22 protein-coding genes are annotated in these 25,560 nt (G+C 69.9%); 12 read left to right on the top strand and 10 right to left on the bottom strand.

The window, feature by feature from the left end; genetic code table 11:
- Positions 1-56: 56 nt before the first annotated feature.
- Complete coding sequence (locus tag HQ314_RS09505) at positions 57-734, bottom strand: hypothetical protein (protein ID WP_261775949.1); 678 nt, start codon at positions 732-734, stop codon at positions 57-59.
- A 132-nt stretch (positions 735-866) separates the two neighbouring features.
- Here HQ314_RS09505 and HQ314_RS09500 point away from each other — a divergent pair, with 132 nt between their 5' ends.
- The 3 genes from HQ314_RS09500 to HQ314_RS09490 all read left to right on the top strand — a co-directional run bounded on the left by HQ314_RS09500 (position 867) and on the right by HQ314_RS09490 (position 5,302).
- The gene (locus tag HQ314_RS09500) at positions 867-2,768 is read left to right on the top strand and encodes a penicillin-binding transpeptidase domain-containing protein (RefSeq protein ID WP_374197825.1); all 1,902 of its coding nucleotides are present in this window, start codon (positions 867-869) and stop codon (positions 2,766-2,768) included.
- Positions 2,769-2,898: 130 nt separating this feature from the next.
- Positions 2,899-4,539, top strand: coding sequence for a penicillin-binding protein (locus tag HQ314_RS09495; RefSeq protein ID WP_222649892.1), 1,641 nt, complete (start codon positions 2,899-2,901; stop codon positions 4,537-4,539).
- 25 nt (positions 4,540-4,564) lie between these two features.
- Positions 4,565-5,302, top strand: coding sequence for a sulfite exporter TauE/SafE family protein (locus HQ314_RS09490; protein ID WP_027506168.1), 738 nt, complete (start codon positions 4,565-4,567; stop codon positions 5,300-5,302).
- Between the two features lie 13 nt (positions 5,303-5,315).
- On the opposite strand, the gene HQ314_RS09485 is transcribed toward HQ314_RS09490, so the two are convergent.
- From HQ314_RS09485 to HQ314_RS09470, 4 genes are all read right to left on the bottom strand, one after another.
- Positions 5,316-5,714: a DUF3054 domain-containing protein gene (locus tag HQ314_RS09485; RefSeq protein WP_051613436.1), complete on the bottom strand. Its 399-nt coding sequence runs from the start codon at positions 5,712-5,714 to the stop codon at positions 5,316-5,318.
- Between the two features lie 87 nt (positions 5,715-5,801).
- On the bottom strand, positions 5,802-6,353 hold the full coding sequence (locus HQ314_RS09480) for a YceI family protein (RefSeq protein ID WP_027506170.1): 552 nt from the start codon (positions 6,351-6,353) through the stop codon (positions 5,802-5,804).
- Between the two features lie 63 nt (positions 6,354-6,416).
- Positions 6,417-7,562, bottom strand: coding sequence for a YbhN family protein (locus HQ314_RS09475; RefSeq protein ID WP_051613437.1), 1,146 nt, complete (start codon positions 7,560-7,562; stop codon positions 6,417-6,419).
- 30 nt (positions 7,563-7,592) lie between these two features.
- Entirely contained in the window at positions 7,593-9,041 is a 1,449-nt protein-coding gene (locus HQ314_RS09470; RefSeq protein WP_037186160.1) for an adenylate/guanylate cyclase domain-containing protein, read from the bottom strand.
- Positions 9,042-9,144: 103 nt separating this feature from the next.
- Here HQ314_RS09470 and HQ314_RS09465 point away from each other — a divergent pair, with 103 nt between their 5' ends.
- The 5 genes from HQ314_RS09465 to HQ314_RS09445 all read left to right on the top strand — a co-directional run bounded on the left by HQ314_RS09465 (position 9,145) and on the right by HQ314_RS09445 (position 14,687).
- Positions 9,145-10,323 (top strand): AI-2E family transporter, encoded by a 1,179-nt coding sequence (locus HQ314_RS09465; RefSeq protein WP_285186774.1) that lies wholly within the window; start codon positions 9,145-9,147, stop codon positions 10,321-10,323.
- Positions 10,295-11,452: a MacS family sensor histidine kinase gene (gene macS, locus HQ314_RS09460; RefSeq protein ID WP_222649891.1), complete on the top strand. Its 1,158-nt coding sequence runs from the start codon at positions 10,295-10,297 to the stop codon at positions 11,450-11,452. Before HQ314_RS09465 ends, macS begins: the two co-directional genes overlap by 29 nt.
- The gene (locus HQ314_RS09455) at positions 11,410-12,084 is read left to right on the top strand and encodes a response regulator transcription factor (RefSeq protein WP_222646350.1); all 675 of its coding nucleotides are present in this window, start codon (positions 11,410-11,412) and stop codon (positions 12,082-12,084) included. Before macS ends, HQ314_RS09455 begins: the two co-directional genes overlap by 43 nt.
- Positions 12,085-12,112: 28 nt before the next feature.
- Positions 12,113-12,769 (top strand): DUF1707 domain-containing protein, encoded by a 657-nt coding sequence (locus tag HQ314_RS09450; RefSeq protein WP_222649890.1) that lies wholly within the window; start codon positions 12,113-12,115, stop codon positions 12,767-12,769.
- An 88-nt stretch (positions 12,770-12,857) separates the two neighbouring features.
- Positions 12,858-14,687 carry a DUF2339 domain-containing protein gene (locus HQ314_RS09445; protein WP_222649889.1) on the top strand — a complete coding sequence of 610 codons (1,830 nt, stop codon included), beginning with the start codon at positions 12,858-12,860 and terminating at the stop codon, positions 14,685-14,687.
- On the opposite strand, the gene HQ314_RS09440 is transcribed toward HQ314_RS09445, so the two are convergent.
- From HQ314_RS09440 to trmB, 3 genes are read right to left on the bottom strand one after another with little or no spacing between them, the layout of a single operon-like run.
- The gene (locus HQ314_RS09440; RefSeq protein ID WP_261781593.1) at positions 14,647-17,661 is read right to left on the bottom strand and encodes an MMPL family transporter; all 3,015 of its coding nucleotides are present in this window, start codon (positions 17,659-17,661) and stop codon (positions 14,647-14,649) included. The two genes, HQ314_RS09445 and HQ314_RS09440, sit on opposite strands and share 41 nt — an antisense overlap.
- A gap of 57 nt (positions 17,662-17,718) precedes the next feature.
- Entirely contained in the window at positions 17,719-18,411 is a 693-nt protein-coding gene (locus tag HQ314_RS09435) for an NYN domain-containing protein (RefSeq protein WP_027506176.1), read from the bottom strand.
- On the bottom strand, positions 18,408-19,244 hold the full coding sequence (gene trmB, locus HQ314_RS09430; protein WP_231476385.1) for a tRNA (guanosine(46)-N7)-methyltransferase TrmB: 837 nt from the start codon (positions 19,242-19,244) through the stop codon (positions 18,408-18,410). The genes HQ314_RS09435 and trmB overlap by 4 nt, the downstream gene beginning before the upstream one ends.
- Before the next feature lie 132 nt (positions 19,245-19,376).
- Between trmB and HQ314_RS09425 the strand changes: the two genes are divergently transcribed.
- From HQ314_RS09425 to HQ314_RS09410, 4 genes are all read left to right on the top strand, one after another.
- On the top strand, positions 19,377-19,964 hold the full coding sequence (locus HQ314_RS09425) for a hypothetical protein (RefSeq protein ID WP_027506177.1): 588 nt from the start codon (positions 19,377-19,379) through the stop codon (positions 19,962-19,964).
- Positions 19,961-21,340 carry a hypothetical protein gene (locus HQ314_RS09420; RefSeq protein WP_222649887.1) on the top strand — a complete coding sequence of 460 codons (1,380 nt, stop codon included), beginning with the start codon at positions 19,961-19,963 and terminating at the stop codon, positions 21,338-21,340. Before HQ314_RS09425 ends, HQ314_RS09420 begins: the two co-directional genes overlap by 4 nt.
- Before the next feature lies 1 nt (position 21,341).
- Complete coding sequence (locus HQ314_RS09415) at positions 21,342-21,659, top strand: DUF6802 family protein (protein ID WP_051613439.1); 318 nt, start codon at positions 21,342-21,344, stop codon at positions 21,657-21,659.
- Between the two features lie 278 nt (positions 21,660-21,937).
- A complete protein-coding gene (locus HQ314_RS09410; RefSeq protein WP_222649886.1) occupies positions 21,938-23,767 on the top strand; it encodes a phosphoenolpyruvate carboxykinase (GTP) in 1,830 nt (609 codons plus the stop codon).
- A gap of 42 nt (positions 23,768-23,809) precedes the next feature.
- Here the strand turns inward: HQ314_RS09410 and HQ314_RS09405 are convergent, their stop codons facing one another.
- On the bottom strand, positions 23,810-24,730 hold the full coding sequence (locus HQ314_RS09405; protein ID WP_222649885.1) for an ROK family protein: 921 nt from the start codon (positions 24,728-24,730) through the stop codon (positions 23,810-23,812).
- Between the two features lie 10 nt (positions 24,731-24,740).
- Positions 24,741-25,550 (bottom strand): class I SAM-dependent methyltransferase, encoded by an 810-nt coding sequence (locus tag HQ314_RS09400; RefSeq protein ID WP_051613440.1) that lies wholly within the window; start codon positions 25,548-25,550, stop codon positions 24,741-24,743.
- Positions 25,551-25,560 lie beyond the last annotated feature (10 nt).

The following is a 25,560-nucleotide window of genomic DNA, read 5'->3' as shown; positions in this document are numbered from 1 at the left end:
CAACTCTAGGTCGGCAGCGCAGAACGGTCAACAGAGATGTCGAATACGGCTGTGAATCAGTCGGTCTCGTCGTCCTGAGTGTGAGTGTTCCGGACGTCGGGTCCCTGGGCCCGCAGGTCGTCCACCTTCGCCATGGCCTCGCGCAGTTCCGCGAGCCACGGGTCGATGTGGTCTCCGGTCAGGCGTACGGCCCAGGCGAGCGCGTCGGCGCGCGAGCGTGCGACGCCGGCGTCGACGAGGGTGTCGAGCACCTTGCGTTCGGGCTGACGCAGTCGAGTCATGACCGGCACCGCGAGGTGGGTGAAGAGGGTGGTGTCGCCGTCGATGGTGACACCCCAGGCGACCTTGCGGCCGTAGCGTGCCTCGGCCTCGTCGGCGATACGCATGCGATCGTCGCGGGTGGACTCACGGAATCGAGCGATGCGGCCCTCGACGCCGGCATCGGACTCGGGGGCGTTCAGTTCGCCGATCACGACGATCTCCTCGCGGTCGACCTCGACCGTGGCGGTGCCGTCGAACCAGTCGTCGGGCAGGCGGCCCAGGAACCACTGTTCCGCATCGCCTGCGTCGGGTACGTCTTTCTGCTGCCATCCGCCGGGCCGGCCGACGCGTTCGCCGCGCTTTGCGCCGCGACCGCGGCCGTGTCCGTGGGGTCCACCGCGCCGGGGTGCGTCACCTCGACCGAAGGGACTGGAGGGTCGTTCTCCGAAGGGGAAGGTGTCATGGGGATTCATGATGTTCTACTTTCGTCAGTGGCGCGATTACTTGATTACAACGCCAGTGATTACAAGATTACACACGTCGCGCCGAGCGTCAAGAGTTCGTCGCGTCGTGTGACCGACGGATCGGTGGGGCACTATCAGTGCGTGCCTTCGCTGATGTCTCGACCGTCCCGCCGATTCGGCCCTTCCACCAGCAGCGGACTCCGTCTCGCCGCCGCGACCATCGCGGTCGCGCTCGCCGCCACCGCGTGCAGTGCCGACGAGCCCCCGGCGTCCCGTGTGACGGCCGATCGGTTCGCCGAAGCGCTGAGCACACAGAACGTGGGCGCCGCGGCAGAGTTGACCTCGGATCCGGCGGCAGCGACCGCGGTGCTCACCCAGATGTACGACGGACTCGGCGGTGCCGGAACGGTCACGGCGACACCGCGGTTCACGGTGAGCCAGGCAGACGACGAGCAGCAGACGTTCACACTGTCCGCCTCCTGGTCCTTCGCACCGCCCGAGGAGGCGGAGGCTCCCGCGACCGGTACCGCATCCGCGACGGCGACCACCGCGGCAGCTCCCACCACGTCGGCCCCGGCGGACGCGGAACGCGTCTGGACCTACACGACGACCGGATCCGTCGCCGACGGTGGACAGGGGCTGAAGGTCACCTGGAACCCGGGTGTCGTCGTACCGGGCCTGACTCCGGAGACGACGGTTCGGTACACGCCCGTCACCGCGTCGACCGCGCCTCGCGTCGTCGACACCTCGGGAGCGCCACTCATGTCGCAGCAGGTGGTGACGCTGGTGAATCTCGACCAGACCGCCGATCCCGGCGCCGTCGCGGCACTGGTGTCGCCGTTCGCGCCGACGGTCACGGCGGAATCCCTTCGTGACGCGCAGTCGAGCGCTCCGTCGGTGACGGCCGTGAGCCTGCGGCAGGAGGATCTCGCCCCCATCGAGTCCCTGCTCTCCGCCTTGCCCGGCGTCACTCTGGCGCCGCAGACGCGGCTCCTGACCGAGAATCGCGCACTGTCCTCTCCCGCGCTGAACGACGTGGCGCAGCTGTGGCAGGAGCAGCAGGACGCCACCGCCGGGTGGGCCGTGCAGTTGGTGGCCGCCGACGGTTCCGTCGCCCAGCGGGTGACCGGCGTCGAGGCGACCGTCGGCCCGGACATCCAGGTCACGCTCGACACACTGTTGCAGCTCAAGGCGGAGAACGCTCTCGCGTCGACAGCGAACGCCGCGGCCGTCGTGGCGATCCGGCCCTCCACAGGAGACGTCGTGGCCGTCGCGCAGAACTCGGCCGCGGACGCGCAGGGCCCGATCGCCCTCACGGGCCTGTACCCGCCGGGCTCCACCTTCAAGACCGTCACCACCTCGGCGGCACTGCAGGCGGGCACCGTCACCCCCACGACCGTGGTGCCGTGCCCCGGATCCGCGAACATCGAGGGCCGGACCATCCCCAACGACGACAACTTCGACCTCGGATCGGTTCCGCTCCAGACGGCATTCGCGCGTTCGTGCAACACCACCATGGGTCAGCTGGCCGTCGATCTGCCCGACGACGCGCTGCAGCAGGCGGCCCTGCAGTTCGGGCTCGGCGTCGACTACCTGACACCCGGGCTCACCACCGTGACCGGCAGCGTTCCGCCCGCGACGACGTCGGCCGAGCGCGTCGAGAGCGCGATCGGGCAGGGCACCGTCACCGCGTCCCCGTTCGGCATGGCCCTGGTCGCGGCGTCCATCGCGGACGGATCCACCCCGTCGCCGACCATGATCACCGGACGACCCGGTACCGCGGATCGCACCGTCGCAGCCCCGCCGGCGGAGGTGACCGACCAGCTGCGCGCCATGATGCGGGAGACGGTCACCGCCGGTACGGCGACGCAGTTGCAGGACATCGACGGACTGCTCGGTAAGACCGGCACCGCCGAGGTCGCGAGCGGCCCGGCGCACGGCTGGTTCGTCGGCATCCGCGGTGACCTGGCGTTCGCCGTGTTCGTCGAGGGCGGCGACTCCTCCGCGCCGGCGCTGACGGTGGCGGGGTCCTTCCTGCGCTGAGTGGCCTTCGGCCCTGTGCGCCTTTTGCGCACCCCTGGATACGCCAAAGGCGCACGGGGTGACCGGATCGTGACCGGTCCGAGTGCTCACCGTGCTGTGTTACTGGTGTGACTCGTGTGATTATTGGGGCATGGTTCTGCGTTCCAGGTACGTCGTCGCGCTGCTCGCAGTGTTCGTGTCGCTCGCGACTGTCGCCTCGTTCGTGGTGAACAAGCCTCGCAGTGAGGCGGCGGTGCTGGTGGACCGGTTCGTCGCCGCCCTCGATCAACGTGACGTGGCCGCGGCCGCCGCGCTGACCTCCTACCCCAATGCCGCGGCCCACACGATCGGCGCCATGTTCGACTCGATGGGGCCCGGAGTCTCGACGAGCCGCATGTCGCAGTACATCGGCCTGGACGACGAGTCCGGCTTCTTCACTGTCGACTCCACCTGGTCGTTCGGCGAACCCCGCGGTCAGGACTCGCGCGAATGGCGCGTCACCACCCAGGGGTCGACGCGCAAGCTCGGCGTCGGCTGGCGCATCTCGTGGGATCCGTCGATCCTCGCCCCGGAACTGCGTGCCGGTGGGTCCGTCCGCTACGCCCGCACCGATGCACCCGCACCGCGCGTGCTCGACGCCTCGGGCGCCGTGATGATGGCGGAACAGAACGTCGCCTCCGTGCGGCTCGATCCCTCCGCGACCTCCGACCTGGCCGACACGACGTCCCGCCTCGCCGACGTCATCGACGTCGTGGCGCCGCTGATCACGTCCGAGTCGCTCCAGGCCGACGTCGCGGCGGACCCCGGTGCCGTGATCACCGCCGTGAACCTGCGTGCCGACGACTACGCCGTGCTGGAGGACGACCTGCGTGCGATTCCCGGTGTGGTCCTCTACGCGGAACCCAAGCTCATCGCCGGTGACCGGCGGCTGACGTCGCCGGTGCTGGACTCGCTGCGGACCGTGTGGCAGGACTCCCGCGACGCCACCGCGGGTTGGGCTGTCGAGGTCGCGGACACCGACGGCGAGACCACCCGCCTGGCAGGTTTCCAGGGTCCGGGATCACCCGACATCACGTCCACTCTCGACCCGGCCGTGCAGCTCGCTGCGGAGACCGCCGCCGTCAGCGTCGGGACCCCGGCCTCGATCGTGGTCATGAAGCCCTCCACCGGCGCCGTCGTCGCCACCGCGCAGAACAGTTACGCCAACGACGAGGGCACGCCGGCGTTCACCGGCCTCTACCCCGCCGGGACGCTCGTGGACGTGATCCAGGCGTCGGCCGATCGCCAGAAGATCGGATTCTCCGACGCCGCACGCCAGTTCGGCTTGGGCACCTCCTTCGACATCCCCGGTCTCGACGCCGTCACCGCTTCGCTCCCCGACGGCCAGTCGGCGGTGGACCAGTTCCGCGGTGTCAGCCGGACGTCGTCCGTGTCCGGCATGACGGTGACACCCTTCGGCCTCGCCGAGATGGCGGCGGCCGTCGCTCGCGGATCGGCACCGGCTCCGATGATCGTCGGCGGCGCACCGGCGACGGTGTCCGGTGCGGGCTCGCCCGTCGCCCCCGCCGTGCTGACCTCGCTGCGGAACACACTGCGTGACAACGCCCGCAGCGAAGGCGTCAGCGATCCGTCGGTCACCGGGCTCGCCGGGGACAACGGAGACGATCGCTGGTTCCTCGGCACCAAGGGCGATCTGGCCTTCGCGGTCTACATCGAGGACGCCGACGGAACCGATGCCGCGGCGCGCATGACGAACATGCTGATGCGCGAGATGGCCTCGCCGTCGGAGTGATCACCGGCTTGCTACGTTTCACCCCGTGACCGTCACCGAGTTCGTCCTGCTGATCGCGGCGGGCTTCGGTGCCGGAGTCATCGGCTACATCACCGGCCTGGCGTCGCTCGTGTCGTACCCCGCGCTGCTGGCGGTGGGGCTGCCACCGGTCGCGGCCAACGTGACCAACACCGTGGCGCTCGTCGGGGCCGGTGTGGGTGCCACCGCGTCGTCGGTCAAAGAGCTTGCCAAGAGCGGTCGTTCGCTGCTCTGGCTCACCCTGTGGGCCGCGCTGGGCGGCATCGCGGGAGCCGTCGTCCTGCTGCGCGCGCCGGGGGAGACGTTCGAGGCGGTCGTGCCGATACTGGTCGTTCTCGCATCCGTCGCCATGCTGCTGCAGCCGCGGATCCGCGTCCTCGCCGGTGACCGGACGTTCCCGGTGCTGTATCCGAGCGCGATCTTCCTCGTCGCGATCTACGGCGGCTACTTCGGCGCGGGTGCGGGCGTCATCTTCATGGCCCTGACGCTGATCTGCACGGCCGAACCCGTCTGGCGCGCAACGCTCCTCAAGAGCTACCTGCTGGGTGTGGCCAACCTGGTCGCCGCGGTGATATTCGCGTTCTCCGGCCAGGTGAACTGGCTCGCCGCACTGGCGATGGGAATCGGCACCATCGCCGGGGGAACGCTCGGCCCGCGCATCGTGAGACACCTTCCGCCGAATCCGCTCCGGATCGCCGTGGCGCTGTGCGGGTTCGGCCTCGCAGCGTGGCTGTGGCTGGGCTGAGGAACTGTGTGGGTCAGGCGCGACGACGCTGCGCGAGGCGGGCGACGAGACGCCACCCGAGCAGGAACACCGCCAGCGTCACCGTCGCGACCACGATGAAGCTGAAGGCCGTTCCCTCGCCGGACACCTGCCGCAGCACCATGCCCACGATGACGGCGCCGATCCACGCGAGCACCCCGGTGGGGACCAGGGACACCGCGACGAACTTCTCGCGGTACAGCGCGTAGGTCACCGCCCATCCCACGGCGAGGCCGACGAGGAACGGCCAGGCCGTCGACAGAGTGCCCCCGACGGTCACGCCCTCCTCGTGGCTGCCTCGGCCGATGGCGCTGAAGACGAGGACGAGAACGACGTCGATCACCGCCGGCACTGCGAGGGCCGACAGGGCGGGAGTGCGGGTGCGCGCGGGCATGCCACCAGACTACGAGGCGCCGAGACGCGGAAAGACCCGCACCGGCGCCGGCTGTGCGGGCGTCGAGCGGGTCTTTCCGGGAGGAGATCAGGCCTGGTGGCCGGCCTCGATCTCGAGCAGCAGGCCGATCTTGTCGCCGACGACGGCGCCGCCACCCTCGAGGGGCATGTCGATGCTGATGCCGAAGTCCTTGCGGTTGATCGTGGTGGTGGCCTCGAAGCCGGCGACCGGTCCGTTACCCATGCCGGCGTTGACACCGTTGAACTCGACGTTCAGATCGATGGACTTGGTCACGCCGTGCAGCGTGAAGTCACCGGTGAGCACGAAGTCGTCGCCCTTGGCCTTGACCGAGGTGGACCGGAAGGTTGCAGTGGGAAACTTCTCGACCTCGAAGAAGTCGGCGGTCTTGAGGTGGCCGTCGCGCTGCGCGTTGTCGGTGGTGATGGAGGCGACGTCGATCTCGGCGTCGATGGTGGGCGCGCCGTTCTCGTCGACCGTGATGGTGCCGGTGAAGGTCTGGAAACGGCCACGGACCTTGCTCACCATCAGGTGGCGGACGGTGAACCCGACGGTCGAGTGGGTGGCATCGATGGCCCACGTGCCGGCGGTGAGCTGGGGGACGGACACTGCTGCAGTCATGACGAACTCCTGTGTGGTTGAAGGTTCAAGCCTCACAGTACACAACCGGACCGCGGTCCGCATCTATTCCCGCGGAGGGGAATCCTTGCCGAGCGGGTGGGTGGCCGACGGCTGTTCCGTCCGCTCCCGAAGTTCCGTCCGCTCGCGCTGCTCGACGGCGAGATCGAAGTGCAGGTCCTCGTGCTGGTGCTTGCGGAACAGGATCAGGAAGACGACCCAGCCGACGAGTGCCACCAGGATGAAGCTGACCAGGCGATACACCAGTGCGGACGCGACCGCTTGTGACGCGCTGATGCTGGCGGCGGTGGTGAGGGTCGCGATGAGAGTGGCGTCCACGATGACCAGACCACCGGGCGCACCGGGGATGGACCCCACCGTCTTGCTGGCCGAGAAGGCGATGAGGAGCCCGTAGATCTTCGGATCCGCGCCGATGGCGTAGCAGGCGAACCCGAGGCACGCGACGTCCGCGAGACGGTGCACCGCGGAGAAGCCGAGCGACACCGTGCCGTCGCGGGCACCGAGGCGTACCGACTTCACCTGCTCGACGATCTCGTCCAGCCGGGCCATGCCCGTGTCGGGATCGTTGTTGCGCAGCGAGTTGTACTTCGACAGCCCCCACCGGCCGATACCCACGATCGACTGGGGGTGGGAGCGGACGTAGCGCACGCCGGCGATGAGGGCGATCACGCCGGCGACGGGGACGATCAGTGCGAGGGTGTTGGCGCTGCCGCCGACGAGGAAGGCTCCCGTCACGCCCAGGACAGCCAGCCCGAGCGCGGCGATGACGCCGGAGATGGCGAGCTGCCACGACGCGACCACCGGGCTCGCGCCCCAGCGGCGTGTCTCGCGGTACGTGAACGCTGTGGAGAAGACCTGGCCGGCCGGCAGTGTCAGCGCCATGGCGGTGCTGCCGTAGATGACGGAGAGCGAGCGTCGCTGCGATACGCGGACACCGCCCGCGCGCAGCAACTGCTTCTGGACACGCGCGAACGCGGACAGCGAGATCGCTTGCATCACGACGCAGGCCGCGGCCCATCCCCAGTGGATCTCGGTGAGGGCGCGCCACGACTCGTGCAGGCGCGGCCACAGGTAGACACCCTCACCGACCAGCAACGCCACGAGGGCGACCGCGGCCACCCAGCGCAGCCATCGCCATCTGCCACCGGCGCGGGGCGACCCAGCGGATCGGCCCTGCTCCGGAACTACCACGGCACCGAGAGTAACGAACGGTGCCGACGATCAGCGCGGATAGTCGACCGGGGAGGCCAGGTGCGTCGCGCGCCGCCGTCCGCGCAGCTGCACCTTCTCGCCCAGTTCCCACTCGGACTGCTCGTCCTCGTCGGCGAAGTACAGTGCCGACGTCGACGCGAGAACCCGACTGGGAGTGAACTTCGCGAGTTCCGTCAGGCGCGACGCCTCGTTCACGGGATCACCGATGACGGTGTACTCGAAGCGTTCCTTGGCGCCGATGTTTCCAGCCACCGCCAGTCCGGCCGACACGCCGATGCCGATGTCGAGTCCGGCGATCTCGGTGAGCTCGCTGCGCAGTTCCCGCGCCGCGGACAGTGCCGCGGTGGGTGCGTCCGGGCGATCCAGGGGCGCGCCGAAGATGGCCAGCGCCGCGTCGCCCACGAACTTGTTGACGAAGCCGTGGTGCCGGTCGACCACGTCGACGACGACGCGGAAGAAGTCGTTGAGCAGGTCGACGACCTCGCCGGGCGGACGTTCGGAGGCGGCGGCCGTCGAGCCGACCATGTCGACGAACAGCACCGCGACGAATCGGGTCTCGCCGCCGAGCTCGGTGCCGAACTTGAGGGCGCGCCGCGCGACGTCCTCACCGACGTGCTGCCCGAACAGCTCGCGCAGGACTGCACGCTCCGACGCGTCGGCCATCATCCGGTTGAAGCCGACCTGCAGACGGCCGATCTCACTGCCGTCGAACACCTCGACCTGGACCTCGGTGTGGCCCTCCTGCACCTTCTCGATGGCGCGGCGCAGCTGACGGATGGGATCGGAGATCTGGCTGGCGGTGAGCATCGACAGACAGAACGCCTGAATGATCGCCAGCACGCAGAGCAGGCTGATGGCGATGGCCAGCGAGTCGGGGGAGAAGACCAGGTCGGTGGTCAGCTGGGTCGCGCACAGCAGGAGGATTCCGACGACGGGGATCAGTGTGCCCAGTCCCCACGTCATCGCCATGCGTGTACCCACACCGGGCGTCATCGTGCGGTCGAAACTGCCCTCGCTGAGCGCCTGCGCGGCGACGGGCCGGAGGATGCGTTCGCCCAGCATGTAGGTGAAGCCGAAGGTGATCGCCGCGGACATGGCGACCGTCACCGCGACGGCCACCGCGAGCGACGGCATCTCCGACGCGGTGAGCAGCATGAAGATGACGCCGCCCACGATCCAGAGCACCAGGTGCACGATGGCCTGGCGCAGCGGTGCGTGCAGGGCGGCCATCTGCTCGGATCGACTGGGCGGTCCACCGCGGATCTGCCACCGCATGACACTGCGCAGCATGACGGCGGCGGTCGCGAGGCTGACGACGGCCGCGAAGAGCAGGTACGCCCCGAAGATGAAGACATTGCGCACCCGATCGACGACGATCGACTCGTTCTCGGGAATGGGCAGCCCGTACCGGACGAAGGCGAACACCAGGATCGCGCCGAGCAGATTGGCCAGGAGCATCGACGCGAGGTACAGCGGCCAGCGACTTCTCAGGGTCAACGAGACCGCACGTAGAAGCGTCAGCACGAGGTCAACTTACCGGGTGCTCGGTTAGGCTTCCTCGGTGACGGACGATCCGGCGGAGTCGGTACACCCTGTGGTACGTGTCGGCGCTGCGTGGACGTGGCGTCTGTTGGTGTTGTTCGCCGGTCTCGTGGTGATCGGCATGATCGTGCACCGGCTCGAGAGCGTCGTCGTCCCGGTGGCACTCGCCCTGCTGGCGTCGGCGCTGCTCTCCCCGCTCGTCGACTGGATGCAGCGGCGCGGCATCCCGCGCGTCGTCGCGGTCATCGTCTCGATCCTCGGCAGTCTCGGGCTGCTGGTGGGCATCCTGACGTTCGTCGTCGAGCAGTTCATCGAGGGCGTACCCGCCCTCACGGATCAGTTCACCGGCAGCGTCACCCAGATCCAGGACTGGCTGACGCAGGGGCCCCTGCACTTCAGCGAGGACCAGATCCGCAGTGCCGGCGACTCGGTGGTCCGGTCGGTGCAGTCGAATCAGGAAGCTCTCACCAGTGGCGCGTTGACCACCGCCGCGGTGATCGGCGAGATGCTCACCGGGGCTCTGCTCGTGCTCTTCACCCTCATCTTCTTCCTCTACGGCGGACAGCAGATCTGGGACTTCGTGTCCCGGATCGTCCCGACGCGGGCGCGCCGCCGCGTCCGGTTGGCAGGCAGCCAGGCGTTCGGCTCGCTGGTGGGGTACGTGCGCGCCACCGTCGCGGTCGCCGCCGTGGACGCCATCGGTATCGGCACGGGACTGGCGATCCTCGGTGTCCCGCTGGCTCTTCCGCTGGCGTCACTGGTGTTCATCGGAGCGTTCATTCCCATCGTGGGTGCGGTGCTCACCGGCTTCGTCGCGGTGCTCGTCGCCCTGGTGACCAAGGGATTCATCACGGCGCTCATCGCACTCGCGATCGTCATCGCCGTGATGCAGGTCGAAGGCCATGTGCTGCAACCACTCCTGCTCGGTCGCGCAGTCCGTGTGCATCCCCTGGCCGTGGTGCTCGCCATCGCCACCGGCATCGTCATGGCGGGCATCATCGGTGGCCTGCTCTCGGTGCCGCTCGTCGCGATGGCCAATACCGCTATCCGCTCACTGCTCGCCGACGATCCCGAGGAGGCGTACGAGGAGATCGCCGACACGGATCCGTCGGAACCGATGTTCCCGGCCGCGCCGAACAGTCCGCACCCCGAGAACCAGAAGCTGAGCCGTGGCGAGGTCGACGGTCCCGCGAGCTGACGCCACCGGTGTCGCGGAGGCACCGCTGTGGCGCGCCGCGGCAGCGTTCCGACTGGTCACCGTCCTGTACGTGGTCGGGTTCCAGTTGGTCGTCCAGGACCGGTACGACGCACCGCGCCTGAGCTGGCTGTTCGTCGTCGTCACCGTCATCTGGTCCGGAATCGCGGCCGTCGCGACCCTGACGACGCCCGCGCGGCGCCCCGTCGTCGTCGCCGACCAGGTGGTGACGCCGGCATTGATCTGCAGCACGCTGCTGGTGGCGAGTCCGGCATGGCGCCAGGACCACCAGGTGCTCCCGACGACGATCTGGGTGGCCAACGCCGTGATCGGTGCCGCCGTCCTGGGAGGTCCCCGAGCGGGGCTCGCCTCGGCGGCAGTGATGACCGCCGCCATCGCCGTGGTGCGCGGCACCGTCGACGGCGAGTTGTGGCGCGACTCGACCGGACCCGTGCTGTTGTCCGTCGGTCTGGCACTGGGGCTCGCGGCGCGGACGGCGCGCCTCGCACGCAGCCGCCTGGACGAGGCGGTGGCCCTGGCCGCGGCGACCGCGGAACGCGAGCGCCTGGCCCGCGAGGTGCACGACGGTGTGCTGCAGGTGCTGGCCATGGTCAGTCGTCGCGGCCACGAGATCGGCGGCGCAGCAGCAGAACTGGCAGATCTCGCCGGCAGCCAGGAGGCTGCGCTCCGCGCCCTGCTGTCCGGGTCGGCCACCGGGCGTACCGACGGCACTGCCGACCTGGCCGCGCTGGTGCGCGCTGCGGTGGGCACGCGCGCCGTGGTCTCGGCGCCGTCCGAGGCCGTCGTTCTCCGGGCGTCGGCCGCGTCGGAGCTCGCGGCCGCGACGCTCGCCGCCGTCGACAACGCGCATCGACACGGCGGGTCCGACGTCCACGTGTTCGTGCTGGTGGAGGACTTGGGCGACGAGGTGATGGTGACGGTGCGCGACGACGGAGCAGGAATGGCACCCGGCCGTCTCGACGAGGCGCGTGCGGAGGGACGGCTCGGCGTCTCCGGCTCGATCGTGGGCCGGACGGCAGCCATCGGTGGGCGTGCGAGGGTGGACAGCAGGCCAGGAGAGGGAACGGAATGGGAACTGACGCTGCCACGGACAGCGCCGACGCCTCGGTGACGGTGATGGTGGTCGACGACCACCCGATGTGGCGTGACGGAGTGGCGCGGGACCTCGACGCGCGGGGCTTCCGTGTGGTGGCCACCGCCGACGGAGTCCGCTCGGCCACCGCGCGCGCGCGGGCGACGTCGCCGCAGGTGGTCGTCATGGACATGGACCTCGGAGACGGAACCGGAGCCGAGGGCACCGCGTCGGTGCTGGCGGTCTCGCCCGACAGTCGGGTACTGGTGCTCTCCGCGTCCGCCGAACGGGACGACGTGCTCGGCGCGGTCAAGGCTGGGGCGACCGGCTACCTCGTGAAGAGCGCCTCCATCGACGATCTGGTGTCCGCCGTACAGGCGACGAGTCGCGGCGATGCGGTGTTCACGCCCGGACTGGCCGGGCTGGTGCTCGGGGAGTACCGGCGCATGGCAGCCGCCCCCACGGCTGCGGAACCGCCTCCCGTGCTGACCGAGCGCGAGACGGAGGTGTTGCGCATGGTCGCGAAAGGGTTGAGCGCCAAGCAGATCGGCACTCGGCTCGGTATCAGTCATCGCACCGTCGAGAACCACGTGCAGGCGACCCTGCGCAAGCTGCACCTCGCGAATCGTGTCGAACTCACCCGGTGGGCGCTCGAGCAGGGGCTGCAGTGACGGCGTCGTGTTCACTACTCTGGTCGCCATGACCGGAGACGGCACCGACCCCAGGAACATGCGCGTGAGCGACGCCGAACGAGAGCACGTGGGCGGCCTGCTCCAACGTGCCGTCGGACAGGGGATGCTGTCGCTCGGCGAGTTCACCGAGCGGATGGACTCGGTACTGGCGGCCAAGACGCGCGGTGAGCTCAACGCGGTGCTGGTCGACCTGCCGGGCATGACACTGCAGGGCGGCCCACCCCAGCAGTCCGGACCGCTCGCCGTGGTCCCGAGCGACGCGCTGACGTCGGCACCCGGACACCCGGCCACCGACGGTGCACCCGTGGACATCCGAGCCACGATGTCGACGGTCACCCGTTCCGGTACCTGGACCGCGCCGTCGGCCATCCGGGTCGCGTCGAAGATGGCCACGGTGACCCTCGACTTCAGTTCCGCGGTTCTGACCTCGCGCGAGGTGCGGATCGACGTGGACGACTACTGCAGCACCATCACCGTCGTGGTGCCCGAGGGTGCGTCGGTGGATCTCGACGGCGTCGACACCATGGGCGGCAGTGCGACCAACAAGGTGCGCAGCCGGCCTGTCGAAGGGGGACTGCACGTCGTCGTGCGCGGACGCATCCGCTTCGGATCCGTCACGGCCAAGCACCCGTTCGGGACGTCCATCAAGCGCATGTTCGGGTAGGAACTGCACCCTCGGCTGAGTAGAACGGCGTCGGACTCGAGTAGTTTCCCGTGTTCCCCCGGTCCGCCCCGGCCAGCACGATCGAGGTATGACCACTCCCTCGATAGATCCGCGACTCGTGCACGTGTTGTCCGGTGAGGTCGCCTCCCTGCAGCAGCATCTCGCCCGCGTCGGCCACGACCTGGGCCTGCTCCGACAGCAGCTCGACGGTTCGCCGATGCAGGCCCCGCTCCAGGCGCCCCCGCAGCAGCACCCCGTCTCGAGGCCACAGGTGCAGAGTCCTCCGGTGTCGACTCACCCGGTACGGCCGATCCCGCGCCCGATGCCCACGCCTCCCCGTGACACCACCCCGTGGTGGCAACGCGACGGTGTCGTCAGTCGTGTGCTCGCCGCCGCGGGCGCTGCGGTGACCGTCATCGGTGTCGTGATGCTGGTGGTGCTCGCGGCGCAGTCGGGCTGGTTCGGGCCCGGTCCTCGTGTCGCCGCGGGTGCGCTGCTGTCCGGAGCGCTCGTCGCCGCCGCGCACCGTGTGGTCGCCCGACCCGGTGGCCGCGTCGGCGCCGTCGCACTCGCCGCGACGGGATTCGCCGGGCTGTATCTCGACCTCGCCGCCGTCACCGCGCTGTACGGGTGGGTGCATCCCGTCGTCGGGCTCGTGGTGGGACTCGGTGTCGCCGCGCTCGGCGTCGCGGTCGCACTGCGCTGGTCGTCGCAGTCACTCGCGGTGATGGTCGTGGCCGGCATCGCGACACTGGCACCCGTCGTCACGGGCGGCATCACGCCGGCACTCCTCGCATTCCTGGTGGTCGTGCAGATCGCCGCCTCTCCGGTCGACGTCCGCGAACAGTGGGTCTGGTTGCGCGTCGTCCGCACCGTCCCGGTCGTCGGAGCGGTGCTGCTCGCCGGGCTGCTCGCCCACGTGGAGACGGTCCCGACCGCCGATCTGCTGCCGCTGCTCGTCGTCGCGGGACTGTCCTTCGGCACTTCTGTCGTCGCCTGGTGGACCACCCTCGCCCACCGCGCCGTGGACCCGGCGTCGCTCGCCTCGATCGCGGCCACCGCCGCCGCGGTCCTCGTCACCGCGACGCTGTTCTCTCGCCCCGTCGCCGGCGGCGTCGACGCTGCGGTCGCGCTCGCCCTGGTGGCGACCCTGGTCGCTCGACGCGAGCTGGTCACCACGGTTCGTCTGGTGCTCACAGCGACGGCTTCGGTGGCGGTGGCGTCGGCGCTGGTGACGGGCACGGCCGATCAGGTCCGCATTCTCGCCCTGCTGCTGGTCGCCACCACGGCGCTTCTCGTCGGCGCCCGGACCCGCTCGGGTGTGTCGGCCGCGGCCGGCGCGTTCTTCGCCCTCCTCGGAACCAGCGCACACTCGCAGATCACCTCGGTCGACTCGCTGAGCAGCCCCGTTCGCGCGCTCGACTCCGGCTGGGCCTCGGTGCCCGCGTCGGTCGCCATGATCGCGATGGCTGTGGCGGGAGTGCTCGCGGCACTGCGCACCATCGGGGACGCGACGCTCCGAACCCTCGCCGCCGGCCTGGCGGGAGTCGCCGGCCTCTTCGGTGCGACGGCGGTGTGCGTGATCACCGGCATCGAGATCGGCGGCCGCACCGGGTTCCTCGTCGGCCACGGCGCAGCGACCATCGTGTGGATGACCGTCGCCGTCGCACTGCTGATGCGTGGTCTGTCCGACGCCACCGGTGCCCGCGCGGTCCTCGCCGCAGGTCTGACCGTCGCGGCCTCGGCCATCGCCAAGCTGTTCCTGTTCGATCTCAGCGCACTCGGTGGACTGCCCCGCGCCGCAGCGTTCCTGGTGGTGGGAGTGATGCTGCTCGGTATCGGCACCCGCTACGCGAGGTCGTTCGCGGACCGCGCCGTCACTGCCGACGCTGGCGGGCCAGCAACTCGCTCACACTGATGGCACCGGACTGACCGTGGTGACGACCGCCCGACTCGTCGTCCCCGTCCCGAGCCCGCCGGCGACCCGATGTGGTCGTCGGCGGTGTCTCGTCGGGCTCGGGGACCTCGGGCGTGGAGGGGTTGTGGGTCTCGGGCTCGGGTGCCGGCCGATCCTCGCGCTCGGGCATGCGCAGACCGGCGATCCAGGAATCGACCTCGGCGCTGGTGCGCGAGCCGTTCCCGTGGGGCCCTCCGTTCCCGTTGCTGTGACCGTTCCCGGTGCCGTTCCCGTTCCCGTTGCCGTTGGAGTGGCCGTTCCCGTTGCTGTCGCCGTTGCGGGGCCGATCGACATCGATGCCGTCGCCCGAGACCGAGCCGTACCGGAACGACGTGGTCTCGTGCCCGTTCGAGCCGTTCGAGCCGTTCGAACGCTGAGCGACCGACGGCGCGCGGAGTTCGGCGAGCCAGCTCTCGATGGGGCGCGGGGCGGGCGCGCCGTTCCGCGGTGCCGGCTCGGCCGACGTCGGCTCGGGACCGGCCGTCGGACGACTCTGCTGATCGTCGGAGGCCCGGGCGGGTCGGGTCTCCGCCGGGCGTGCGACCCGAATCTCCCCCGCGGGCGCGGGTGCGACGGGAGGTGCCGTGGGTTCGACGGCGCGCGGTGCGACGGGCTCCGGCGCGGCGGGCTGCTGCACCGGGGGTTCCTGCACAGCGGGCTTCTGCACGCGCTCGGGAGCCGGACGCGGGGCGACGGGCCGGGGACGATCGGGTGCGACGCGCTCGGGCATTGCACGAGCGGCCGACGGGCCGCTCTGCATGACCCGCGGAATCGGCTGGGTGAGCGGTTCCCGCGTCCGCGCCGGGAGCGGTGCGGACCCGATCGCGACGAGCTCGGGGACATCGGTGGGCATCATCTCGGCGTCGAGGATCGGCTCGCCGAGCCCCAGCTTCTGCTGGATGCGCTTCATCCACTGCGGCGCCCACCAGCAGTCGTCGCCGAGCAGCTTCATCGTCGCCGGGACCAGGAACATGCGGATCAACGTCGCGTCGATGATGAGCGCGGCGATCATGCCGTAGGCGATGTACTTCATCATCACCAGCTCGGAGAAGGCGAAGGCGCCCGTGACGACGATGAGGATCAGTGCGGCCGCGGTGATGATGCGACCGGTGTGCGAGGTACCGACGCGAATGGCCTCGGTCGTACTGGCTCCGCGGGCTCGTGCCTCCACCATGCGGGAGAGCAGGAACACCTCGTAGTCCGTCGACAACCCGAAGATGATCGCGATGATCAGCACCAGGACCGGGGCCATGATCGGCCCGGGAGTGAAGTTCAGCAGACCCGCGCCGTTGCCGTCGACGAAGATGAACGTGAGGATGCCGAGCGTCGCGCCGAGGCCCAGCGTGGTCATCAGGATGGCCTTGAGGGGGAGCACCAGCGACCCGAACGTGAGGAACATCAGCAGCGTCGTGAGCAGCACGACGAGCGTCGCCATGAGGGGTAGTCGGTCCACGAGCGCCGCGATCGAGTCCTGCTCGATGGCGGGCGTGCCGCCGACCGACAGGGTCACCCCGTCGGGAACGTCGATGGAGCGGATGTAGTCGATGGCCGGCGACGACACGTTGCGGTCGACCAGGCCCGCCTTGAGCACGGCGACACCGTTCTCGTTGCGCTCGATGGAGAACCGTTCGACGAGCCCGGGAGCGTTGGACGCCTCGCGCAGGACCGTGCCCAACTGCGGACCCTCCGCGTTCTCGAGCACGATCTTGAGTGGCTCGGTGCGGTAGGACGGGAAGTTCTCGTCGAACACGTTCTGGGCGACACGGGTGGGGTTGTCCGGCGGCAGGTACGTCTCGTTGATGCCGCCGAACTTGATGGCACCGACCGGCAGCGTGAGGATCAGCAGGCCCAGGACGATGGGCACGCACACCTTGAGCGGGTTCCGCATGACCCAGCGCGTGAGCTTGCCCCACGGCCCGGACTCGATCTCCTCGGTCGTCTTGGTCTTGCGCATGCTCTTCAGTCCGAGAGCGTCGATGCGCGGGCCGAGGATCGACAGGATCGCCGGGAGAATGGTGATGGCGGTCAGGGCCGCCAGCGCGACGGTGGCGATCGCACCGAACGCGACGGACTTGAGGAAGCCCTGCGGGAAGAGCAGCAGACCGCCGAGGCTCGCGACGATCATCGTCGCCGAGAAGACGACCGTGCGGCCCGCGGTCATGACGGAGCGTTGCACGGCCTGCTGTGTCGTGCGGCCGTCGGCCAGTTCCTCTCGGAACCGGCTGACGATGAACAGCGCGTAGTCGATGGCCAACCCGAGACCGATGAGCGAGACGACGGGCGCGACGAAGCTGTTGACCTCGACGAAATTGGTGAACAGCCGGACCATGCCGTTGGCCGCGACCACGGTGAGACCACCGATGATCAGTGGCAACGCCGCAGCCACGACGCCGCCGAACACGAAGAACAGGAGCACGCCCACCACGGGGATGGCGAGGATCTCCATGCGCTTGATATCGCCGGCCATGGTGTCGTTCAGCGCGTTCGCGATGGGCTGGAGGCCGGCGAGCTGCACGTCGACGCCGTCGATGGCGAACGCGTCCTTCACGTCACGGAAGTTGTTGGTCAGTTCCGTGTCGTTCGCGCCGGCGATCGCGAACGTGGCGATCGCCTTCGTCTTGTCGGGCGAGGCCAGCGCGGGGAGCCGCTGCTGGAAGTAGTTGATGTTGATCTTCGAGATCTTGTCCGAGTGCGTCGCCATCATGGCGTCCTGACCAGCGGTGACGGTCTGCTGGAACGCCGGGTCGTCGACCGTCGATCCCTCGGGTGCGGTGTAGAGGGCGACGACGTCGCCGGTGCTGTCGCGACCGAAGGTGCCGTCCGCGGTGACGGCGGCGTGCACCGACTCCGAGTTCGGGTCGTCCCAGCCGCTCTGACTCAGGTGATCGTTGAGGCTGAGTCCGTACGCGGCGAGGCCCAGCAGGAACGCGACCATCACACCGATGACGGTGAACCGTGATCGGTGAACCAGATCTCCCCAGCGAGAAAACACTCAGGACACTCCTTGACGCCCGACGAGCAGGGCGGACAGCGGACGGAACGGCTGCAGCCAGGCGCCCTCGTCCGGAAGGGACTCGAGGCTGACCCGCGGCAGTGGTTCGCGGAACACACCGGGGATGTCCTCGAGATCCAGGAACTCGAGAGTCTCCGACGTGACGGCCCAACTGGCGTGTTCACGGAACCCGAGGATCTGAACGGGCACACCCGTCGCCGCGATGGCTTCGAGTGGGAGCCGGAAGGCCTGGCCGTCCGCGGACGCGACCACCACTCCCGCGAGACCGTGGTCCCGTGAGCGGAGCTCGATGTGATCGAGCATGTCGGAGTCGACGTCGCTGTCCTCGTCGATCTTCGGCTTGGCGAAGACCGCGAAGCCCACGTTACGCAAGGCCTCGACCCAGGGACGAACGACGTCGGCGCTGCCCTGGGCGATGTTCGTGAAGACCGTGGCCTCGGGTTCGAGGCTCGCGGTCTGGTGCGCGGAGAGCTGGGCGGTGCGGCCGAGCAGCCATCGGCCCAGCGCATCGAAGCGCGGGCGGTAGGCGGCGGTGGGTCGTCCGCCCAGGATGGCGCCGAGGCCCATGTCCAGATTGGGCGCGTCCCAGACGAGCAGGACCTTCTTGGTATGGCGAGAATCACCGGCGCCGTCGAGCACGGCCGTGTCCGTGTTCTGTTCGTCCACGCTCATCGGAGTGGGTTCTCGCTCTCTCGTCGCGTGATCGTCGCCGCAGCGACGTCGGTCGCTCCGGTGGATGGCCTGCCCCAGACGAACTCGCTCGTCGGCCTGCCGACCTGCTGGGCCTTGCCCTCGAACTTCGTCACCGGACGGTCGACGGACAGGGAGGACCCCTCGACGGTACGTCGTTCGGCATCGAACGGCAGCCGCGTCAGAGCGGGCTCCGCGTCACCGACCTCCTCGATCCACTCCGCGTAGTCGGCGTGGTCGGTGGCGACGTGGAGAATGCCGCCGGGCTCGAGACGGTCCGCCACCAGGGCGAATGTGGCGGCCTTCAGCAGTCGGCGCTTGTGGTGCCGGGCCTTGGGCCAGGGGTCGGGGAAGAAGACTCGGACGCCGGCGAGCGAGCCGGGAGCGACCATGTTCTCGAGCACGTCGGCAGCGTCGCCCCGCAGAATGCGCAGGTTGGAGAGACCTTCTCGCTCGATCCCCTGGACCGTCTGCGCAATTCCCGGTCGGTAGACCTCGACGGCGACGAGGTTCACGTGCGGTTCGGCGGCCGCCATCGCGAGCGCGGCGGTGCCGGTCCCGGAGCCGATCTCGAGAACCACCGGGGCGGTCCGGCCGAACCACGACGCGGCGTCGAGCGGCTCGTCGGCCACCTCGCGGCCGATGCCGGGCCACATCCGGTCCCACGAGGCCTGCTGCGGTTCGGTGAGCGCGCCGCGTCGGGATCGGAAACTGGTCACCCGGGGATACAGCCGGGAACCGCCGGACCGGCTCTCGTCGGCACCGTCGGACAGGCCGTTCTCGGGCGCTGCGTCCACGGCACGGGGGTCGGTCATCCTGTCATTGTCTCCCATGGACGCATTTCGTGACAGCAGGGTCTCGACTTCAGGTCGAGACTCTGGCCTACCGACACCGGGATCGGCGTGTGAGAATCGCCCCGTCGCATCTGCAGAATCGGGGGATCACGGATGCCGGGGACCGAGTCGAGCGCGCTGCACCGCGCGGTGACCGAGCTGGAACGCAGCGTCGACGACGCCGCTCTGCGGGCGGTGATCGAGCGATGGCGTTCCCCGGTGCGTCTCGCCGTCGCGGGACGCCCCGGTGCGGGCAAGTCCCGCGTCGTCACGGCGCTGGTCCTTCCCGAGGCGGCCGAGGTGCACGGGGTGGACGCCCCCGACCTTCCTCCTCCCGTCCTGGACCACGACGTTCTCGCGCTCGTCGTCGCTCGGACCGTGAGCGCCGCGGACCTCGAGGTGGTGGCGGCACGGCCCGGCGGTGACACCCTCGTGGTCCTCGGGCGCACCGACCTCCCGATCGACGCGGACGCCGTCGCCGCGGTGCTGCCGGCCGGGATGCCCGTGATCGGCGTGGACGACGTCGACACGCTCACCCGTGCCTGGGCGACGGCGGTGTCGCGCGCGGCGAGGTGCCGCGACATCGCCCTGCTCGCCGCGGTCGAGACGGTGGCCGCTCGGAGTGCGCTCGGAAGGTCGTCGATCGAGACGTTTCTGCGCGCCCCCGAGGTGGCTCACGTCCGGAGCGGTGCACGCGCGTGAGTCTCGACCTGCCCGCCGACGCGGCCCGAGTGGTGCGGACGTGGAGTCCCGACTCCCTGAGTCGGCTGGGGCGAGGACCCGCACCGGCGCGCACCGTCGCCGTTCTCGCGGCACCGGGTCTCGACCAGGAGGCGGTCGGTGCGGTGGTGACCTCCGCGGGATGGTCCGTCCGTCCCGTCTGCGCGGCCTCGGCCGTGCTCGTCCTGGTGGATCCCGCCCTGCCGCCGGGCGGTGCCCTCGTCCGGGCGGCGCGGTCGATCCCGGCCGATCTTCCGGTGGTGCTCCGGATCGCCGCCGGACCGGACGACGCGCGGCGCGTCCTCGCCCGATGGGCGGCGTCGGTCCCGCGCGCCGACGCGGTGGTGGTGTGCGGTCCCGACGACGATGCAATCCTGGACGCGCTCGCTCGGGCAGCGGACCGGGTGGACCCGGCAGAGGCGGAGCGGACGGCGGTGGACCGTGCGCTGGCCGAGGCCCGCACGGCACTGACAGCGGCGGCCCGACGCGACACGGGCAGCGCGGACCTCGCCGACGCGCGGGAACGCCGGCGCCGGGCCGCGTCGATCGCGACGGACGACGGACTGCTCCTCCGGCGGTCGACGGCCGAGCTGCGCCTCGATCTCGCCCACCGGGTCGGCGTGCATCGGCGGGAGACGGGCGCGCGGGTCGCCGCCGCCGTCGGGGACGCGAGCTTCGCCGACCTCCGACGCCTTCCGTCCGTGGTCGCCGCGGAGATCGATGCGGCGACGGGTCGGCTCGCGGACGAGGTGACCACCGCGCTGGCCGCGGTCGGCGCCGTGGACTCCGCACCCCCGGTCGAACGCGCATCGACGACCCACCAACCGCCCCCGTCGGCCGGGTGGGGAGTCGACGAGGTGGTGGCGGGTGTCGTCGGTGCCTCGGCGGGTGCCGGCGTGGGGCGGGTGGCGGTGTGGGCGGCCTCCCTCGGCGGCGCGTCGGCCGGGTTCGTGACCGTGCTCTGCGCCGCGATGATGGCCGCCGCGGTGGTGCGGACGAGGCTGCTCTCGACGCGCCGCGCGCGCCTGCGCCGATGGGCTGCGGACGTGGTGGCCGATGCCGCCTCCGGCTGGGAACGGGACACCGCGTCCCGTCTCGTGATCGCCGACTCGTGGCTGACCGCGAGACTGTCGGCGCAGGTCAGAGACGCCTCCGCCCGGCGGAACGCGCTGATCGCGGAGATCGACGGCGAGATCCGAGACATCACGTCCCGAGCTGCCTCGCGGGCGGCCGCCTATCAACGGGATCTCGACGTGCTGGACCGCGTCGCCCTCACTTTCGGGCGGCGGGGAACCGTCTCTTCGCTGGATGCGTCCAAGCACGAGGTGGGAACGACAGCGAGGAACACGGGGGACTGAGATGGCCGAGTGGTCGGGATCGTTCGACCCGGACGGGCCGGGTGTCGCGGACGACGGGTTCGACCCCGCCCTCGATCTCGACGGGGACGGCACCGCCGACACGGCGGTGTTGCACGGAGGTCTGTCCGACGTCCACGCGTCGGCATTCCATCGGAGTGCGACGGAGATGACGGTTCTCAGCGATCTCGACGGTGACGGCGACGTCGACCGTGCGACGGTCTTCGAGGCCGACGGCGACTACACCGTGTGGGTGTCCTCCACCGACCTCGCGGACGGTCCCGACGCCGTCTGGCGTGCGTCCGAGCGCGGCTCGCTGTGACGCGATAGACACCAAATGTCCTGACATAGTGCGCTTTACGGCCAGGTCACTGAATCGGTTTTGTGACGGAACGGACATGCCCCGAGTGCCCTGGCCGTTCTTCACAGCGTTAACCTCTAGGTCCAGGACACTCGGGGCCCTGCGATCTGTCGATCGAAGGTCACGGGACTACCCCGCCCACTGGGAACCCATGGTTCGCTCACGCACTTCGGTTCGGCGCCGATCGACGGACCGAGGCGGTGACGGCCACACGTTCCTGCACCACCCCAGGAGACAAGATGACCGCGACCATTCCGGGTCTCAACGGAACCGACGGCACGCCGCCCACGACGCATGCAGGCCTGCTGGCCTGGGTACGTGACGTGGCCGAGCTGACCCAGCCCGACCGGATCGTCTTCGCCGACGGTTCGGACGAGGAGTGGAACCGCCTCACCGACCAGTTGGTCGACGCGGGGACGTTCACTCGGCTGAACGCCGAGAAGAAGCCCAACTCGTTCCTGGGCAACTCCGACCCGTCCGACGTGGCGCGCGTCGAGTCGCGGACCTACATCTGCTCCACTCGGGAGATCGACGCCGGTCCCACCAACAACTGGATGGACCCGGAGGAGATGCGCGGCACGATGCGCGATCTCTACCGCGGATGCATGCGCGGTCGCACCATGTACGTCATCCCGTTCTGCATGGGCCCGCTCGAGGCCGACGACCCCAAGCTGGGTGTAGAGATCACCGACTCCGAGTACGTCGTCGTCTCCATGCGCGTCATGACGCGCATGGGTGCGAAGGTGCTCGAGAAGCTCGGGGACGACGGCTTCTTCGTCAAGGCTCTGCACTCGCTCGGAGCCCCGCTCGACGAGGGTCAGCAGGACGTCCCGTGGCCGTGCAACGACACCAAGTACATCTCGCACTTCCCCGAGGATCGCGAGATCTGGAGCTACGGCTCCGGCTACGGCGGCAACGCGCTGCTGGGCAAGAAGTGCTACTCGCTGCGTATCGCGTCGGCCATGGCCCACGACGAGGGCTGGCTGGCCGAGCACATGCTGATCCTCAAGCTCATCTCGCCGGAGGACAAGGCGTACTACATCGCCGCGGCGTTCCCGTCCGCCTGTGGCAAGACCAACCTCGCGATGATCCAGCCGACCATTCCGGGCTGGCGCGCCGAGACCATCGGTGACGACATCGCGTGGATGCGCTTCGGCAAGGACGGCCGGCTGTACGCGGTCAACCCGGAGTTCGGCTTCTTCGGTGTCGCGCCCGGTACCAACTGGGACTCGAACCCCAACGCGATGCGCACCATCGATCAGGGCAACGCCGTCTTCACCAACGTCGCGCAGACCGACGACGGCGACGTCTGGTGGGAGGGCCTCGAGGGTGACCCCCGGCACCTGATCGACTGGACCGGCAAGGACTGGACGCCGGACTCGGACAGCAATGCGGCGCACCCCAACTCGCGCTACTGCGTGCCGATGTCCCAGTGCCCGTCCATGGCGCCCGAGTGGGACGACCCGCAGGGTGTGCCGATCTCGGCGATCCTCTTCGGTGGCCGTCGCAAGACCACCGTTCCTCTGGTCACCGAGGCTCGCGACTGGCAGCACGGCGTGTTCATGGGCGCCACCGTCGGTTCCGAGCAGACAGCAGCGGCCGAGGGAACCGTCGGCACCATCCGCCGCGACCCGATGGCGATGCTGCCGTTCCTCGGATACAACGTCGGCGACTACTTCCAGCACTGGATCGACCTCGGCAAGAACGCCGACGAGTCCAAGCTCCCGAAGGTGTTCTACGTCAACTGGTTCCGCCGCGGCGACGACAAGCGCTTCCTGTGGCCCGGATTCGGTGAGAACTCCCGCGTGCTGAAGTGGATCGTCGAGCGCATCGAGCACAAGGCCGCCGGTGTCGACACGCCCATCGGTGTGGTGCCCACGGCCGACGCGCTCGACATCGACGGACTCGACGTCGCCACGGCCGATGTGGCCGAGGCGCTCGCGGTGAACGTCGACGAGTGGAAGAAGGAGATCCCGCTCATCGAGGAATGGTTCGACTTCGTCGGCGAGAAGCTCCCCACCGGCATCCAGGACGAGTTCGACGCTCTCAAGCAGCGCCTGAACTCCTGATCCACCACCACTGACGCCCGCTCCCGATCACGGGGGCGGGCGTCAGTGCTGTCTCGGGGTGACCAGTGCGGCCGCTCCTGTGAGAGTCCCGACGGCCCCGAGGGCAGCGGGGACCACCGTGAACGACTCGAGGAAGCCGAGCCGGGCGTGCAACGCGACGGTCTCGCGGATGGGGTTCCACAGCGCCGGGCCGGCCGCGCTGAAGCCACCGCCGAGGACGGCCGTCTCGATGTCGAGCAGCGCCGCGGCGGACGCGATCGCCTGTCCCAGCGCCACGCCGGCCCGCTGGAGGGCGGCGACCGCCACCGGGTCGGCGGCGCGGGCCGACTCGGCGAGGTCGATGCCGGTGGCACCATCCCAGCCGTTCTCGCGGGCCCAACGGACCGCGTTCGGGCCGCTGGCGACCGTCTCGACACAGCCGACCCCGCCGCAGGTGCAGGGTTCGATGGATCCGGGGACGACGATGTGTCCCACGTGCCCGGCGTTGCCGCTGTGGCCGCGAACGATCTCGCCGCCCAGGACCAGGCCGCCGCCGATGCCGGTCGACACCACCATGCCCAGCACGTTCTGCACGTGGCGGGCGGCCCCGAAACGATGCTCGGCCAGGGCCGCGCACGCACCGTCGAGTGCCAGGGTCACGGCGGCGTTCGGAACCACGCCGCGGACGGCTTCCACGAGCCCGAAGCCCTCGTACCACTCCGCGATGTTGATCGGCGCCACGGTGCCGGCAACGGTGTCGACGGGCCCGGCCGAGGCGATACCGACGGCCCCGATGTCCTGGAACTCGACCCCTGCCGCGGACACCACCGAGAGGAGAAGCTCCTCGCACGCCGCCCAGACGTTCTCGGTGGGGGTCGGAACGACGACGGGGTCCTGCGGTCGTCCGTCGGCACCCACCACCGCGGCGGTGAACTTGGTGCCACCGATGTCGAGTGCGAGCGATGTTCTCTCGGTCGTCGTCATTCACGCCACCCTAACGGGCGAGCGTGGTCCCGAGTCCGCGGTCGGCGGCGGAGTGCGCGCGGAGCACGACCACGAGGTTGCTCACCGCCAGCTCGCGAAATCCGGGGACGCGGACACACCACCACGCCCAGCGCGGGTGGTACCGCGGGAAGGCCGCGAGGAGTTCGCCGCCCGAAGTCTCTGCAGCCCAGCGCAATCCGTGCGAGGCGCGGATCGGGAACAGCGACTCTCCGAAGCGGTTCTTCGGTTCGGCGCCGTGCACGCGCGCGTAGCGGCGAGCGGCGCGCTCGCCGCCGAACACGTGCCACGGTCCGGTCTCGTGCCCGCCGAACGGGCCCCACCACATCGTGTAGGACAACACCACCAGTCCGCCGGGCCGCGTCACGCGCAGCATCTCCTCGGCCATGATCCACGGGTGGCGGACATGCTCCGCGACGTTGGAGGAGAGGCAGATGTCGACGCTGTCCGAGCGGACGGGCAGCGCGGTACCGGATCCTCGGACGGACCCGCGGGCGTCGAGCCCCGCGGCGTGCATCTCCGAGGCGTCCGGTTCCACGGAGACGTAGTGGGCACCCGCGTCCGCGAAGGCGTCGGCGAAGTAGCCGGGTCCGCCGCCGACGTCGAGCACCGTCAGTCCGTCGAGAGTCGTTCCGGTGGCCCCGGTCCACAGGTCGTCGATCAGCATCGCTGTGTCGCGAGCCAGCGCCCCGTAGAAGCGCGCGGGATCGGACTGCTCGAACCGGAAGTCCGACACGAGCGAGAGTGACCGTCGAAGGGTGGCCCGTCGAGCGAGTCCGGCGGTGACGGGAGACGAGGGCACGAGTGGAGAC

The sequence above is a fragment of the Rhodococcus sp. BP-332 genome, assembly GCF_019836065.1.
In the GTDB taxonomy this organism is placed as follows: domain Bacteria; phylum Actinomycetota; class Actinomycetes; order Mycobacteriales; family Mycobacteriaceae; genus Rhodococcoides.
Note: the sequence above shows the minus strand (reverse complement) of the source record. Positions and strands in the feature narration are given on the sequence as shown.